The organism is Caldanaerovirga acetigignens, from assembly GCF_900142995.1.
GTDB classification, from domain to species: domain Bacteria; phylum Bacillota; class Thermosediminibacteria; order Thermosediminibacterales; family Thermosediminibacteraceae; genus Fervidicola; species Fervidicola acetigignens.
On the sequence record NZ_FRCR01000001.1, the window covers coordinates 140,681 to 154,436 of the forward strand.

The window sequence follows — 13,756 nt, forward strand, 5'->3', positions numbered from 1 at the left end:
TTCATAATGGGAGGAGCAAAGATACTGGTCGTCGACGATGAACCGTTTATAGTAGAACTTGTGAAGTTCAACCTCGAAAGTGCGGGATATGAAGTAATTACTGCATCGGATGGCCATGAAGCATTGAAACTTATCGAAAAAGAGCATCCGGACCTTATAATTTTGGATATAATGCTGCCGGGTATAGATGGAATGGAAATCTGCCGCGCTTTAAGATTTAAGATGCAAACCAAAGATATACCTGTAATACTGCTTACAGCTAAGACAGGCGAAATCGACAAGGTTTTAGGTCTTGAAATGGGGGCTGACGATTATATAACCAAACCTTTCAGCCCGCGAGAACTGGTGGCAAGAGTGAAAGCAGTACTCAGAAGAACCGATAAGAGAGATGGAGCTAGAGAATTAATAAAAGCAGGCCCTGTGGTAATAGATGTCGATAGACACGAAGTGTTTATAGACGGGGAGAAAAAAGATTTTACACCTAAGGAATTTGAGCTATTAAAGCTTTTAGCCTCCAACCCGGGTAAAGTCTTTACTAGAGAATATCTCCTTGAAAACGTATGGGGCTACGACTATTTAGGAGATACGAGGACCGTTGATGTGCACATAAGACATCTTAGGCAGAAAATAGAGAAAAATTCTGAAGATCCAAAATACATCAAAACAGTAAGGGGTGTAGGTTATAAGTTTGATGAATTGGAGTGATTTTTTTGTTAAAAAGTCACTTCACTTGGAACTGGCTTTTAACTATGATGGTTTTAGCTTTGTTGTCTTTAGTCTTTGGGGTTTTAAACAGCTTATACATTGAAAATATAGGGCGCAATCTAATTGTTGAGGCAGATTTTATCTCTTCATCCATAGAGGGATCTCTGAATTCTGCTAGATATCAGGAAGTGCAAGAAATGACGGCGATGTTTAGCTCCCGGTTTTCGAAAGCTCTGGTAATTGTAGATGGTCGAGGAAACGTAATGGCTTCATCAGGAAAAATCAAACTTGAGGATTTACCTTTAGAAGCTGTTTTAAATGGCAAAAAATATGTGGATAAAGGTGTAGTTCGGATAGTAGTATTACGACAATTTCGCGCGGCAGTGCCTGTAGCATCTGAAAGCAAAACGGCTTGGGCTGTAATAGTTGGTCTGTTGCCCAAAGACATTGCTAATATAGTAAAAGTAAATCTGCTATTTTTTGTTTTTATTTTTTTAGGAGCGTTACTTTCTACCCTCATATGGAAGAGGGTCTCCTCCTTGATAAAACCCCTTGAAACTATGGTTGATGTAGCTAGGAATTTCACCAATGGAAATTTTTCGCGGACGGTGCATGTTAATTCACAAAGCGAAATAGGTAAGTTGAGCAAGGAGCTAAATCTGCTTGCTAAAAAACTCAGAGTGACCATGGAAGAGAACGAAGAAAACAAAATCCTGATGAATGAATTGTTAGAAAGCTTGGAAGATGGGGTTTTATTGGTTGATGATGAAAACAAGATAATATTTGTTAATGCCTCAGCCAACAAAATCGTAAATTTGGATGCAAAAAAAGCGGTTGGTAAAAAACTTATCAGTGTAGTCCGACACTACGAGCTCAATGAAGCGGTAAATAAGGCCATAAACCTGGGGATACCTGTTTATAAAGAGATAACTTTACTTCCCAGCGATAAGATCCTGAAAGCAAGTATAATACCTTTTAAAGATAAAAGAGAGAAAACTGCAGGCTGTATAGTTGTAGTGAAGGATTTGACAGAAATAAAACGTATTGAGAAGATGCGCACTGATTTTATATGTAATATCTCTCATGAACTCAAAACACCACTCACATCGATAAGAGGGTTTGTAGAAACACTAAATGACGGTGCTTATCAGAATCCGGCTTTGGCCAAGAGGTTTTTGAAAATAATAGAGAAAGAGGTGGGAAGACTTTGCAGGTTGATAGATAACATGTTAGACCTTTCTATGATAGAAATGAATCAAATAAGGCTTAATATTAAAGATGTTTGTGCGCAGGAAATTATAAAGGAAGTCGGAGTGATTTTTGAAAACAGGTTGAGGGAAAAGGATTTGGCCTATTACGAAAAATTCCAGGAAAAACTTCCGAAGGTTAAAGCAGACCCGGATTGGCTAAGACAAATTTTTGTCAATCTTATGGATAACGCAGTAAAATACACGCCAAATGGTGGAAATGTTTGGATTGAAGCAGAATCGAAAGGGGATATGGTAGAGTTCAGGGTTTGCGACAATGGTAGGGGTATACCTGAGAAAGACATCCCGCGAATATTTGAAAGGTTTTACAGAGTAGATAAACATCGCGCGGCCGGAAATGGAGGAAGTGGTTTAGGGCTTGCTATCGTAAAACATCTTGTGAAAGCCTTTGGTGGGGATATAAGAGTCGAAAGCAAGGTAAATCAAGGGAGCAAATTCATCTTTACTTTGAAAAAAGCTTAACTAAGGATGAGGGGGAAGGACGAATGGCGACGATGAGGCCCTGCTTTGACCGGGAGTTAGAAGAACTCCAGCAAGATATACTGAAAATGGGGGGTATAGTGGAGCAGCAGATTTACAATGCTGTAGAGTCACTTGTAAAGAAAGATGAGAAATTGGCTCAGAAAGTTATTGAAGATGACGATATAGTAGATAACATGGAGTATATGATTGAAGACAAGTGTGTCAAACTCATTGCAAGGCAACATCCACTCGCAAAGGACCTCAGATTTGTCTTTACTGGAGTAAAAATAGCTACAGATTTGGAAAGAATGTCGGACAATGCCGTTGATATTGCCAGAACTACGATAAGGCTTTTAAACCAGCAGTACATCAAACCATTGATAGATATACCCAAGATGGCTCAGCTTACATGCGAGATGGTAAAAAACGCGCTGGATGCCTATATTAATCAAGACATAGCGGCAGCCCAGAAAGTGTGCGATGCCGACGACGAAATAGATGAACTCTATTCTAGAATTTTCAGAGAACTTTTAGTTATTATGATGGAGGACCCGAATACGATTTTGCAGGCGACCCAACTTTTGTTTGTAGGAAGGTATTTGGAGCGAATTGCAGACCACGCTACAAATTTGGGAGAATGGATAATATATGTTGTTACAGGTGAAAAAAAAGAATTAAACGATTAAATTTGAGCAGCCAGGCAGGCTGCTTTTTCATTTGCTTCAGAATAAATGAAGAAAGCTTGGGTAAGATAAAAAAGAAAAATTTTGAAAGAGGTGAAATGGATGCCGTTAGGAGTTACTTTACTGCTGGTACTGGCAGTGCTGATATATTTCGGGCTTTTGCAAAGAATTCTGGACAGAATGCGTATATCCGATAAGATGGCCCTCTTTTTCATAGGAGCCATGGCCGTAGGTACTTTTTTGCCTGATATACCACTCGGCATGGGGCTTTCAATAAACATAGGGGGCGGTCTTGTGCCGATCGGCCTTTGTGTCTACCTTATAGCTACTTGCGATGAAAATGAGGAAAAAGTGAGAGCAATAATAGCAGCCTTATTGACAGGGCTTGCGGTATATATAGGAGGGCGGCTATTACCTGCTGAGCCGGAAACCATGTTAATGGACCCTTTGATTGTTTTTTCAATTCTTGCGGGATTGATAGCGTATATTTTCGGCAGGTCCAGGCGGGGAGCTTTCGTTGCAGGAGTAATGGGTATATTGATTTCCGATGTTATTTACGCTCTTGGCCTTACCGGACAGCCCGTAAAGACCTCTATAGGAGGAGCAGGAGTATTCGATGCAGCAGTTATTGCAGGAGTTATAGGAGTTGCACTGTGTGAACTAGTTGGAGAAACAAGAGAAAGACTCCAGGGAGGGACATCAAAAGCCGACAAAGAAAAGGAAGGTGATGAAAAATGAAATTTCGCAGACTTTGTGCTTTTCTTTTGGTTTTGCTGTTGTCTGTAGTATTTCCGCAGTTTTGTCTTGCAAATGACGAAAGGACGGATGGCTACTTTACAATATACGATGAAAAAACCAACAAGAAGATTTTTGCTACAGCAAGAATGATCCACGTCGGGGACCAATATTTGGATGAAAAAAACAATCTTTACGAAATTATAAGGATTGAAGGGGACAAGGGATATGCTGTACTTAAGGAAAAAATTGATCTTGAAAAAGTTTTGAAAGAATTACAACTGTCAAACCACCAAAAAAGTGCTATGTCTACATCCTATTATGCCGAACAACAAAAAAAGGTGGCTATTTACCATACCCACAGTGACGAATCCTACGTGCCTACTGATGGAAAGGCCAGTATACCTTACAATGGTGGAATATTTAAGGTGGGCAAGGCGTTAAAGGAGGCCCTAGAAGAGAGAGGAATTACCGTATTGCATTCAGAACGTCCGCACGATCCCCACGATGCTGCCGCTTATGAGAGGTCTCGCCGAACCGCAATGGAACTTTTAAAGCAAAACCCTGACGCTATTTTAGATATACACAGGGATGCCGTGCCTGCCGAGGAATATACAGGACATGTAAACGGCCAGCCAGTGGCCAAAGTCCAACTGGTGGTGGGCAGACAGAATCCTCAGATGAAGACCATAAACAATTTTGCTTGGCAGATAAAAGCTGTGGCCGATAAAAAATATCCAGGTTTGATAAAAGGTATTTTTTACGGAAAAGGGAACTACAATCAGGACCTCTTTCCGCGAACCATCCTTATCGAAGCAGGTACCTACACGAATTACAGGGAAAAAGCCCAGGATGGAGTGCAAATACTTGCCGATGTTATAGCCACAACTCTTTACGGGACGGATTATCAGAAGAAAGCCGCACCGGGAGGTGGAAGTACCACCCAGATTCCCGGAGAAAGAGGAAGTGTTTTGAGAAGTCTTCTTGGCATCGTAGCCATTGGAGCGTTAGGTTTTATAGGTTATATGCTCATCAGCACCGGTGGATGGAAGGAGCTTTCCAGCAAAATAGGACGGTTTTTAAGTTCCGAATTTGCTAACTTCTTGGGAAACATAAGGCTCGGAAAAAAAGATGACGGCAATGGTAGTAAGAGGGACGAAAGCTGAGCGGCTGATTAGAGGTGGTTAATATTGCCCGCATACTTTCAGGCATGGTCCATGACCTGGAAAAGGTACTTACGTGATAGTGAGACACTAATGGAGGAATAGCCTTTGAATAATGTGATATACTCTTGTTATTACGGCAGCTACCTTGCAGCGGTGGCTGCCGCCTTGCATCTTGGTCTCATGAAGGAATTCGATTCAGGAAAAATTACAAATCTGCCTTATTTCGGAAATTTAGGGAAAGACCAATGGGGGAAGCTTTATTTTGTTGGTGAGGATGAATCGGGGCGTAAAATTTACATAATGGGCTCGAAAAAAGCGGGTAGAATTGTAGAAAAGGCGCTAAAAGGCATTGCGCGAATTTACAATATGGGAGAAACGTCAGTGGTGTTTGTAGATTTGCTGCCCTTCGGAAACGTCTTTTTTGCCACGGGATGTTTTATTTTGCGGAGGTTTAACCTTAAACGCGCGGGTAATTTCTTCCTGATGACGGGAATCAGAAAAAGTTTTAGAAAACTGAGGGATTTAGTGGAAAGTATTAAAAAGTCGGCTTAAAAAGGTGATGGAATGAAAATATTTTACTGTTGTTACGGAAGCGCACACTCGTCGGTGGTTGCAGCAGCCATACATCTCGGCTGGCTTCCTGAGGACAGAGTTCCTCAAGTCCAAGAGATTGAAAACCTGCCGCATTACGATAAGACTGATTCGTTCGAAATTGGAACTCCTTTTTTTATGGGAAAAGACAAAAAAGGAGTAGATGTCTATATAATCGGAATGACTGGCCAGAGGCAGCTTGTTAAAAATGCAATATTGAGTTTTCTAAGACACAACGAAATTGAAACAAAGGATATTTTCTTTATCGACACAATTCCTTTGGTGAATTTAAAAACAAAAATAGGAGGAATTCTTTCTCGGAGAATAGGCCTTGTAACAATCGGAAGGCCCCTCACTGTAAAAGGAATTCAGGAAAAGTATTTTGAGTTTGTAAAATTAGTAAACGGGGTGAAAAAATCATTGGGTCTATTATAATACCTTGACTTGCCCTCCTGATTCCGCGATAATATAATTGACAGCAGGTAATAAAAGCAGATAACATTTTGAAAAGAGGGGCAGGCAAAGTTGAAGAAGATAGTAATAAGAGAAGTAAAAAAGGGAAGTTTAGCACAAAAGGCGGGTCTTAAAAAGGGCGACGAAATTTTAAAGATAAATGATCAGAATATAAAAGACATAATCGATTATAAATTTCTTATAACCGATGAAATATTAAATATCCGGATCAAAACAAAAGAAGGACAGGAGCGGGTATTGACCATAGAAAAGAATTTTGATGAAGATCTGGGAATCGAGTTTGAAAATCCCCTCATAGATGAAATTATGCGCTGCAAAAATAAATGCATTTTCTGTTTTGTTGACCAGATGCCGAAAGGTTTGAGGCCTTCGTTATATATTAAAGATGATGATTACCGGCTTTCGATTCTAGAAGGAACTTATATAACACTTACGAATCTGCAGGATAAAGATTTAGATAGAATTATTTCGATGAGGTTGTCTCCCCTTTACATTTCGGTCCATGCCACCGACGGCAATGTAAGGAAGACAATGCTGAGAAATAAAGCTGCTGAGAAGATAATGGATCGTTTGAAATTTTTAAAGGAAAACGGTATTTTTTTTCATACTCAGATCGTACTTTGCCCTGGAGTAAACGACAAAGATGTGCTTGAAAGGACTTTAGAAGACCTTTTTTCTCTTTATCCGTCGATGCAATCAATTGCAGTAGTGCCGGTGGGTATAACCAAATACCGCAAGGGACTTTATCCTCTTAGGCGTTTTACTCAAAAGGAGGCACAAGAAATTACTGAGAGGGTAGAAGAATTGCAGAGAGAAAATCTTAAGCGCTTCGGTACAAGACTCGTTTTTGTAGCCGATGAATTTTACGAAATAGCAAAAAAAGAATTTCCTCCTGCCGAAACTTATGAAGATTTTCCTCAATGGGAAAACGGTGTTGGAATGGTGTCGCTGCTAAGAGACCAGTTAACTGAGCTGATGAATGAGGTGCCCCTTTCCCTTCCCGTAAAAAGGCGAGTTAAGATAGCCACCGGCATTTCGGCTTTCCGATTTCTGGAGAAGGTCCTATCGCCTCTAAGACGCGTTGAGAATCTTGAATTTGAAATTTGTCCAATAAGGAATGACTTTTTCGGAGAGTCAGTTACTGTAGCTGGATTGGTTACAGGAAGGGATTTGGTTGCTCAATTAAAAAAGAGGTTGGTTGATGAAGCACATCTGTATAATCTGCTCGTGCCTGAAGTCATGTTAAAAGATGGTAAGGTTTTCTTGGACGGACTTTCTGTGCAGGATGTGGAACAAAAACTTCATGTTAAGGTAGCCGTGGTGAAAATAGATGGAAGGGATTTTCTCGAAAAAATTTTGGGAAAGGATTTGGGGGTAGAGTTATGAATTTTACTGTGGCAATTGTGGGAAGGCCGAATGTGGGGAAATCCACGTTATTCAATAGAATAGTAGGGAAAAGAATTTCTATTATCGATGACAAACCCGGGGTGACTCGGGATAGAATTTACGCGGTGGTCGAGTGGAAGGGGAAGAAATTTACCATCGTAGACACAGGCGGGATAGAACCGGGGGCAACGGATTTGATGACTGCCCAGGTGAGGCGGCAGGTAGAATTTGCTATAGAGAGCGCAAATCTCATAATTTTTTTGATGGACTCAAGGGAAGGACTTTTGCCTGCAGACGAAGAAGTAGCGAATATTCTCAGAAAAAGTAAGAAGCCTATAATTGCCGTTGTAAATAAAGTAGATGATTACTCCATGAAAACCGGGCTTTACGAATTTTACCGGTTAGGGTTAGGTGAGCCCGTTTTTATTTCCGCCCTTCACGGTTCTAATGTAGGGGATTTGTTAGATAAGGTAGTGGAGTTTATGAGGGAAAGTGAAGAGCCTGAATACGATGAAAGCGTAATAAAAGTGGCTGTAATCGGAAGACCTAACGTAGGGAAATCCTCTTTAGTAAACGCTCTGCTAGGAGAGGAAAGGGTGATAGTTAGCGACGTTCCGGGTACAACCAGGGACGCCATCGATACACCCTTTAAGTACGAAGGGCAACAGATGGTACTGATAGATACGGCAGGCCTAAGACGAAAAAGCAGGATAAAAGAAGACATCGAATTTTACAGTCATTTGAGGGCACTTCAAGCGGTAGAAAGAGCTGATATAGCCTTAGTGGTTCTGGATGCTACAGAGGAAATAACCGAACAGGACAAAAAAATCGCCGGAATAGCTCATGAAAGTGGAAGAGGCATTATAATAGTGGTGAATAAATGGGATTTGGTGGAAAAGGACGATAAAACCATCTACAGGTATACCGAGAATATTCGTGAGGAATTAGCGTTTATCCAGTATGCACCTGTTATTTTTGTTTCTGCTAAGACGAAAAAAAGGGTTAACAAAATTTTGGAATTGATACGATTTGTCATGGACCAATATACCTTTAGAATAGATAAAATTGCATTAAATGAACTGCTGGAAGATGCTACATCAATGGTTGCTCCGCCAACCATAAAAGGACGAAGGTTAAGGATATATTCAATAGAGCAAACCGGTATCAAACCGCCAACGTTTGTTCTTACAGTAAACGATAGGGAGCTTTTACATTTCTCTTATGTTAGGTATATCGAAAATAAATTGAGGGAAAGATACGGTTTTGAAGGAACTCCGGTAGTATTAAAAAGTAGAAATAAATAAAATTTAAGGAAATAATAGGGGGTCATTATGTGGTGAAAGCGGCGGTTATCGGCGCGGGGAGTTGGGGTACTGCAATTTCTCAAATACTTGCCGACAACGGAACCGAAGTGAGATTATGGGTAAGAAGGAAAAAGCTCGCCGAAAGAATAAAAATTACTCGCGAAAATAGCGAATATTTGCCTGGTATTAGAATTCCGGATGAAATTATAATCACAAACGAGTTAGAAGAAGCCCTTGAAGGGGCCGAATTTGTGGTGATGGCTGTTCCCTCCCAGGCTATGCGAGAAATAGCAGGAGCAGCAGGAAAATACATGGAAAACAAAAGTATCGTCATAAGTGCTGCAAAAGGCATAGAAATAAGGACTCTCCGTAGGATGTCGCAGATCATAAGAGAACAAATGCCCAAAGATTTGGAGGTAGAAATTGCCGTAATTTCAGGTCCCAGTCATGCGGAAGAAGTAGCAAGGCGACTTCCAACTGCAGTGGTGGCTGCGGCTGAAAAAAAGGATGTGGCAGAAAAAGTGCAGGACCTTTTCATGAATTCTTACTTCAGGGTTTATACCAATTTGGATGTTATTGGAGTGGAAATGGGAGGTGCTTTAAAAAATATAATAGCGATTTGTGCGGGGATAGCAGAAGGATTAGGTTTCGGAGACAATACTAGGGCGGCTTTGATAACTAGGGGAATAATGGAGATTATCAGGCTGGGTGTAAAAATGGGAGGGCAAGTGTCCACTTTTTTTGGGCTCTCTGGCGTCGGCGATGTTATAGTTACGTGCAATAGCATGTTCAGCCGTAATCGAAGGGCAGGTATAGAAATAGGCCGGGGAAAAACCGTAAAAGAGGTTGTGGGTTCGACTAATATGGTTATAGAAGGCATATATACCACCAAGGCTGCTTATGACCTGGCTCGAAAGCACAAAATAGAGATGCCAATAACTGAAAAAGCCTATGAGGTGCTTTATGAGGGCAAAGACCCGGTGGATGCTGTCAAGGAACTCATGGGCAGAAGGGGCAAACACGAAATGGAAGAATTGATAAATAAAGAATGGATTTAAAAACGTGGCAAGTCCACGTTTTTTTATTTTGAAGTAATATTCGGGACACGGCGTCATATATATATATTGAAAAAAAGCGAAAAAACTACCCTTCCTAAGGGAAACCCGGACGTAAAACTATGGATAGGAAGGGGGTAGATAAGTTTACTAAGGAGGGGAAACCGTGGAAAGATTTGACTTATTTAAAGACATTGCGGAAAGAACTGGCGGCGATATCTATATAGGTGTGGTAGGGCCTGTAAGGGCGGGTAAGTCTACTTTCGTAAAGAGGTTCATGGAGTTGCTCGTAATTCCCAACATCCAGGATCCTAATGCAAAAAGCAGGACGAAAGATGAGCTACCCCAAAGTGGAGCTGGAAGGATGATAACCACAGCAGAGCCTAAATTCATTCCAAGCCAGGCGGTGGAGATAACTTTTAAAGATAATATCAAGTTTCGGGTGCGATTGGTGGACAATGTCGGATATTCCGTAAGGGGCGCTATTGGCTACGAAGATGAAAACGGTCCGAGGATGGTATCTACGCCGTGGTTCGCTGAAGAAATACCTTTTCAGGAAGCTGCGGAAATCGGTACCCGAAAAGTTATTGAGGAACACTCCACAATAGGTATAGTGGTGACTACAGACGGAACAATAACAGAAATCTCCAGGGAAAATTACGTTCAGGCTGAAGAAAGAGTGGTAAGCGAACTGAAAGAAATCGGTAAACCATTTGTAATTGTGCTGAACTCTGCTGAACCAACTGATAAAAAAACTCGCGATCTCAAAGAAGCGCTAGAAGTAAAATACGATGTTCCGGTAATTCCCCTTAACTGCCAAGAAATGACTCAGGAGGATGTTTTTGCTCTTCTTGAGGAAATCCTGTTAGAGTTCCCATTGGTAGAAATTAACATACATATCCCGAAATGGATAGATGCTTTGGGAAAGGAACACTATTTGAGAAAGAAATTTGAAGAAACAGTAAAAGAAAAAATAAAAGATGTAAATAGAGTCAGGGATATAAATAAAGTGGCTTTGTCCTTAAAAGAAAGTGATTTTGTTGAGCAAGTAAAAATAAAAGAGATGAATTTGGGAATTGGAATAGCTGAAGTATTATTGGAAGCGAAAAGAGAACTATTTTACAAAGTATTAAGTGAAATTTCAGGGCTAACCATAGAAGGAGAGCACCATCTTATACCGCTGATAAAAGATTTAGTGGATGCAAAAAGAGAATACGACAAAGTAGCAAAAGCATTGGATGACGTAAAAAGGATAGGATACGGAATAGTTCCACCTCAATTAGATGAACTGACGTTAGAAGAGCCTGAAGTTATAAGGCAAGGTTCTAAATTCGGAGTAAGAATAAGGGCCATTGCCCCTTCAATCCACATGATAAGAGCGGATATTCAAACAGAACTCTCACCTATTATTGGAACTGAAAAGCAAAGTGAAGAACTTATTAATTATTTAATGAGCGAATTCGAGAATGATCCAGCAAAAATTTGGCAGACAAATATTTTTGGGAAATCATTGCGAGATTTAGTGCGGGAAGGCATACAAAATAAACTCATTCATATGCCCGAATCGGCCCAGGCTAAATTGCAGGAAACATTGCAGCGCATCGTAAACGAAGGGAGCGGAAGCCTTATATGCATAATCCTTTAAAAAATTTTCTGTCGGGGGTTGAAAATATCTACCTCATGCTTTATAATATAAAGTGAAATCGGACAGTGTCTGGGTGTGGCGCAGCTTGGTAGCGCGCTAGAATGGGGTTCTAGAGGTCGGGGGTTCAAGTCCCCCCACTCAGACCATTAAGAAAGCAAACGTGGAGCGACATAAGCTCTGCGTTATTTTTTTGTATGAAATACCAATTATTGTCTATCGAGGACGGATACTAAAAATATGAACAGATATTTATTAAAACAAAGGAGACAGGGGAAAAGCAAGGCGGGTTATGGGTCAATCGGTTTTATTTTCGGTGGACTAGGCTTTCCCAGGTTGAAAGTGGTGGGAGCCGGGATTTCGTCGTTCATTTCGCGCTTAGCAGAAGCTATATGGCTTATTTAGGTGATGTACACAATCAGATTTAAAGGAGGACAGTGGAAAAGTATAAAAGTTTAGGGATTTCTCCTTCCAATTTTCTTACAAAATGGAAGGATTCTTCTATTTTTTGGAGAAGATAAAAAATATGGTGAAGGGGATGAAGAGGAAGACCTATTCGAAAGTCGTGGAATTGAGGTCGAGGAAAATTCGAAAAAAGCGCCGGATTCTTTTACCGCTGACGGTGTTGTTCTTGTGCCTTGCAGTTTTATGTATTTTAGAGTGTGCCCGTGATGACATATATATAGCCAAGGAAAGCACGGTGAAAGAAATTATTTCAAGTGAAGCCGTTATTGTTAAAAACGAAAGGGTGATAAACGCACCGGCCGAAGGCAAGATAGAGCTAATGGTCAAAGCGGGAGAAAGGGTGAGGGTGAATGCCCCTCTTTTTAAAGTGGTCGCCGATGTAGACAAAAAGCAGTTGCTCGAAAGAGAGATGGATGAACTTAAAAGGAAATTGGAAAATATAAAAAAGGCCGGAAACGATTTAAAGCTGCAAAACGAAGCGGCTATAGAGATGATAGAAAAAAGTATCAAACTGCAGGAAAAGAAGTTGCAAGAGGTGGAATCTACGATCTTTTCGCCAATGGCAGGAGTTATCAGCTTTAATGTAGACGGATATGAATACCTTTTGGTGCCCGAAAAAGTAAGCAGTTTGGACTATGAAGATATAGAAAATATAAAAGCTACTGGGAGTGAGCAGACGTTTCAAGAAATAGTAAAAACAAACCAAGCTGTAATGAAGATTGTCGATAGCTTAACCCTGGAAGTTGTGGCTAAGTGGGATGGTCCAAATTTAAAGATAGGTGAAAAATACACTATTAGGTTTCCAGAGCATGACCTGGAAATAAAAACTAGACTGAGAGAGCTTAGCGAGACTAAAAAGACGGCTGTATTTTCTGTTCAAGAAGTGCCTTTCGAGCTGCTAGATAAAAGAAAATCTCGTGTCGAAATTGTGGTACGGACACATAATGGTATAGGCGTTCCGGTTTCAGCTTTAGTAGACGATAAAGGGCAAGAAGGTGTACTTTTATTTTTTGATGGAAAGCTGATTTTCAAACCAGTAAAGGTAATAGCGAAGGACGATAAAAACGCTATTGTGGAAGGCGTAAAACTCGGAGACAGAGTTGTAGTAAAGAGGGGATTGATATGGAGTTTATTAAGAAGAATATAGAAACGTTGAGGTTGAGGGTTAAGGAGGCGGCTGAAAAATCGGGCCGCCGGGAGGAAGATATAAAGATAGTTGCGGTAACTAAGACGGTTATGCCTGAAACAATCCAGGTGGCCGTCGATTATGGACTTACAATTTTAGGGGAAAACCGAGTTCAGGAAGCTCAGAGGAAAATAGGATTGGTAAAAGGCGACGTCAGTTGGCACATGATAGGACATTTGCAAAAAAATAAAGCTAAGTATGCGGTAAGACTTTTCTCCATGATTCAGTCGGTGGACAGCTACGAACTTGCAGTTGAGATCGATAAAAGGGCGGGTAAGCTCGGGAAGGTCATGGATGTGCTGGTTCAGGTAAACATCGGCAAAGAGGAAACCAAATTTGGAGCGGAATACGAGGAAACCCCAGAGTTAATAAAGAAGATATCAGAACTAGAGAACATCAGGGTAAAAGGTTTGATGGCCATAGCACCTTTTAAAGAGGACCCTGAAGACGTAAGGCCGTTTTTCAAAAAAATGAGGGAATTATTTTTGAAATTGAAGGATTTACGCTTAAAAAATGTAGAAATGGAATTTTTATCAATGGGTATGACCCATGATTTTCATGTGGCCATAGAAGAGGGGGCAAACATGATAAGAATAGGGAGCGGTATTTTCGGACCGAGAATCTAGGGTGAGGA

14 protein-coding genes, 1 tRNA gene and 1 pseudogene are annotated in these 13,756 nt (G+C 40.7%); all 16 read left to right on the forward strand.

What is annotated here, in order from left to right:
• Positions 1-6: 6 nt before the first annotated feature.
• The 16 genes and pseudogenes from BUB66_RS00740 (at position 7) to BUB66_RS00805 (ending at position 13,748) form a co-directional block, all read left to right on the forward strand.
• Entirely contained in the window at positions 7-705 is a 699-nt protein-coding gene (locus BUB66_RS00740) for a response regulator transcription factor (protein ID WP_073253192.1), read from the forward strand.
• A gap of 62 nt (positions 706-767) precedes the next feature.
• The gene (pnpS, locus tag BUB66_RS00745) at positions 768-2,435 is read left to right on the forward strand and encodes a two-component system histidine kinase PnpS (RefSeq protein WP_159431487.1); all 1,668 of its coding nucleotides are present in this window, start codon (positions 768-770) and stop codon (positions 2,433-2,435) included.
• A gap of 23 nt (positions 2,436-2,458) precedes the next feature.
• Positions 2,459-3,121, forward strand: a complete 663-nt coding sequence (gene phoU / locus BUB66_RS00750) for a phosphate signaling complex protein PhoU (protein ID WP_073253197.1) — start codon at positions 2,459-2,461, stop codon at positions 3,119-3,121.
• A gap of 99 nt (positions 3,122-3,220) precedes the next feature.
• On the forward strand, positions 3,221-3,856 hold the full coding sequence (locus BUB66_RS00755) for a DUF1614 domain-containing protein (protein WP_073253200.1): 636 nt from the start codon (positions 3,221-3,223) through the stop codon (positions 3,854-3,856).
• Positions 3,853-5,019: a stage II sporulation protein P gene (gene spoIIP, locus BUB66_RS00760; protein WP_073253203.1), complete on the forward strand. Its 1,167-nt coding sequence runs from the start codon at positions 3,853-3,855 to the stop codon at positions 5,017-5,019. The genes BUB66_RS00755 and spoIIP overlap by 4 nt, the downstream gene beginning before the upstream one ends.
• Positions 5,020-5,133: 114 nt before the next feature.
• Positions 5,134-5,571, forward strand: coding sequence for a DUF3189 family protein (locus BUB66_RS00765; protein ID WP_244269706.1), 438 nt, complete (start codon positions 5,134-5,136; stop codon positions 5,569-5,571).
• Positions 5,572-5,583: 12 nt separating this feature from the next.
• A complete protein-coding gene (locus BUB66_RS00770) occupies positions 5,584-6,045 on the forward strand; it encodes a DUF3189 family protein (protein WP_073253208.1) in 462 nt (153 codons plus the stop codon).
• An 87-nt stretch (positions 6,046-6,132) separates the two neighbouring features.
• Positions 6,133-6,282 (forward strand): annotated as a pseudogene (locus tag BUB66_RS12685) (PDZ domain-containing protein); the annotation flags it as partial.
• 39 nt (positions 6,283-6,321) lie between these two features.
• Positions 6,322-7,470 (forward strand): DUF512 domain-containing protein, encoded by a 1,149-nt coding sequence (locus tag BUB66_RS00775; protein WP_342039301.1) that lies wholly within the window; start codon positions 6,322-6,324, stop codon positions 7,468-7,470.
• A complete protein-coding gene (gene der, locus BUB66_RS00780; RefSeq protein ID WP_073253214.1) occupies positions 7,467-8,774 on the forward strand; it encodes a ribosome biogenesis GTPase Der in 1,308 nt (435 codons plus the stop codon). The genes BUB66_RS00775 and der overlap by 4 nt, the downstream gene beginning before the upstream one ends.
• Positions 8,775-8,803: 29 nt before the next feature.
• Positions 8,804-9,832, forward strand: a complete 1,029-nt coding sequence (locus tag BUB66_RS00785; protein WP_073253216.1) for an NAD(P)H-dependent glycerol-3-phosphate dehydrogenase — start codon at positions 8,804-8,806, stop codon at positions 9,830-9,832.
• A 163-nt stretch (positions 9,833-9,995) separates the two neighbouring features.
• Positions 9,996-11,474: a stage IV sporulation protein A gene (gene spoIVA, locus BUB66_RS00790; RefSeq protein ID WP_073253219.1), complete on the forward strand. Its 1,479-nt coding sequence runs from the start codon at positions 9,996-9,998 to the stop codon at positions 11,472-11,474.
• A 69-nt stretch (positions 11,475-11,543) separates the two neighbouring features.
• Positions 11,544-11,620 (forward strand) — tRNA-Pro (locus tag BUB66_RS00795).
• Between the two features lie 91 nt (positions 11,621-11,711).
• Complete coding sequence (locus tag BUB66_RS12110) at positions 11,712-11,876, forward strand: hypothetical protein (protein ID WP_159431488.1); 165 nt, start codon at positions 11,712-11,714, stop codon at positions 11,874-11,876.
• A 103-nt stretch (positions 11,877-11,979) separates the two neighbouring features.
• The gene (locus BUB66_RS00800; RefSeq protein WP_073253222.1) at positions 11,980-13,083 is read left to right on the forward strand and encodes an HlyD family efflux transporter periplasmic adaptor subunit; all 1,104 of its coding nucleotides are present in this window, start codon (positions 11,980-11,982) and stop codon (positions 13,081-13,083) included.
• Positions 13,059-13,748 (forward strand): YggS family pyridoxal phosphate-dependent enzyme, encoded by a 690-nt coding sequence (locus BUB66_RS00805; protein WP_073253225.1) that lies wholly within the window; start codon positions 13,059-13,061, stop codon positions 13,746-13,748. The genes BUB66_RS00800 and BUB66_RS00805 overlap by 25 nt, the downstream gene beginning before the upstream one ends.
• Positions 13,749-13,756: the final 8 nt, after the last annotated feature.

Bases quoted from the DNA above. Each gene is read 5' to 3' on its own strand.
- BUB66_RS00740 (WP_073253192.1), top strand. From the start codon at position 7: ATGGGAGGAGCAAAGATACTGGTCGTCGACGATGAACCGTTTATAGTA.
- phoU (WP_073253197.1), top strand. From the start codon at position 2,459: ATGGCGACGATGAGGCCCTGCTTTGACCGGGAGTTAGAAGAACTCCAG.
- BUB66_RS00755 (WP_073253200.1), top strand. From the start codon at position 3,221: ATGCCGTTAGGAGTTACTTTACTGCTGGTACTGGCAGTGCTGATATAT.
- spoIIP (WP_073253203.1), top strand. From the start codon at position 3,853: ATGAAATTTCGCAGACTTTGTGCTTTTCTTTTGGTTTTGCTGTTGTCT.
- BUB66_RS00770 (WP_073253208.1), top strand. From the start codon at position 5,584: ATGAAAATATTTTACTGTTGTTACGGAAGCGCACACTCGTCGGTGGTT.
- der (WP_073253214.1), top strand. From the start codon at position 7,467: ATGAATTTTACTGTGGCAATTGTGGGAAGGCCGAATGTGGGGAAATCC.
- BUB66_RS12110 (WP_159431488.1), top strand. From the start codon at position 11,712: ATGAACAGATATTTATTAAAACAAAGGAGACAGGGGAAAAGCAAGGCG.
- BUB66_RS00805 (WP_073253225.1), top strand. From the start codon at position 13,059: ATGGAGTTTATTAAGAAGAATATAGAAACGTTGAGGTTGAGGGTTAAG.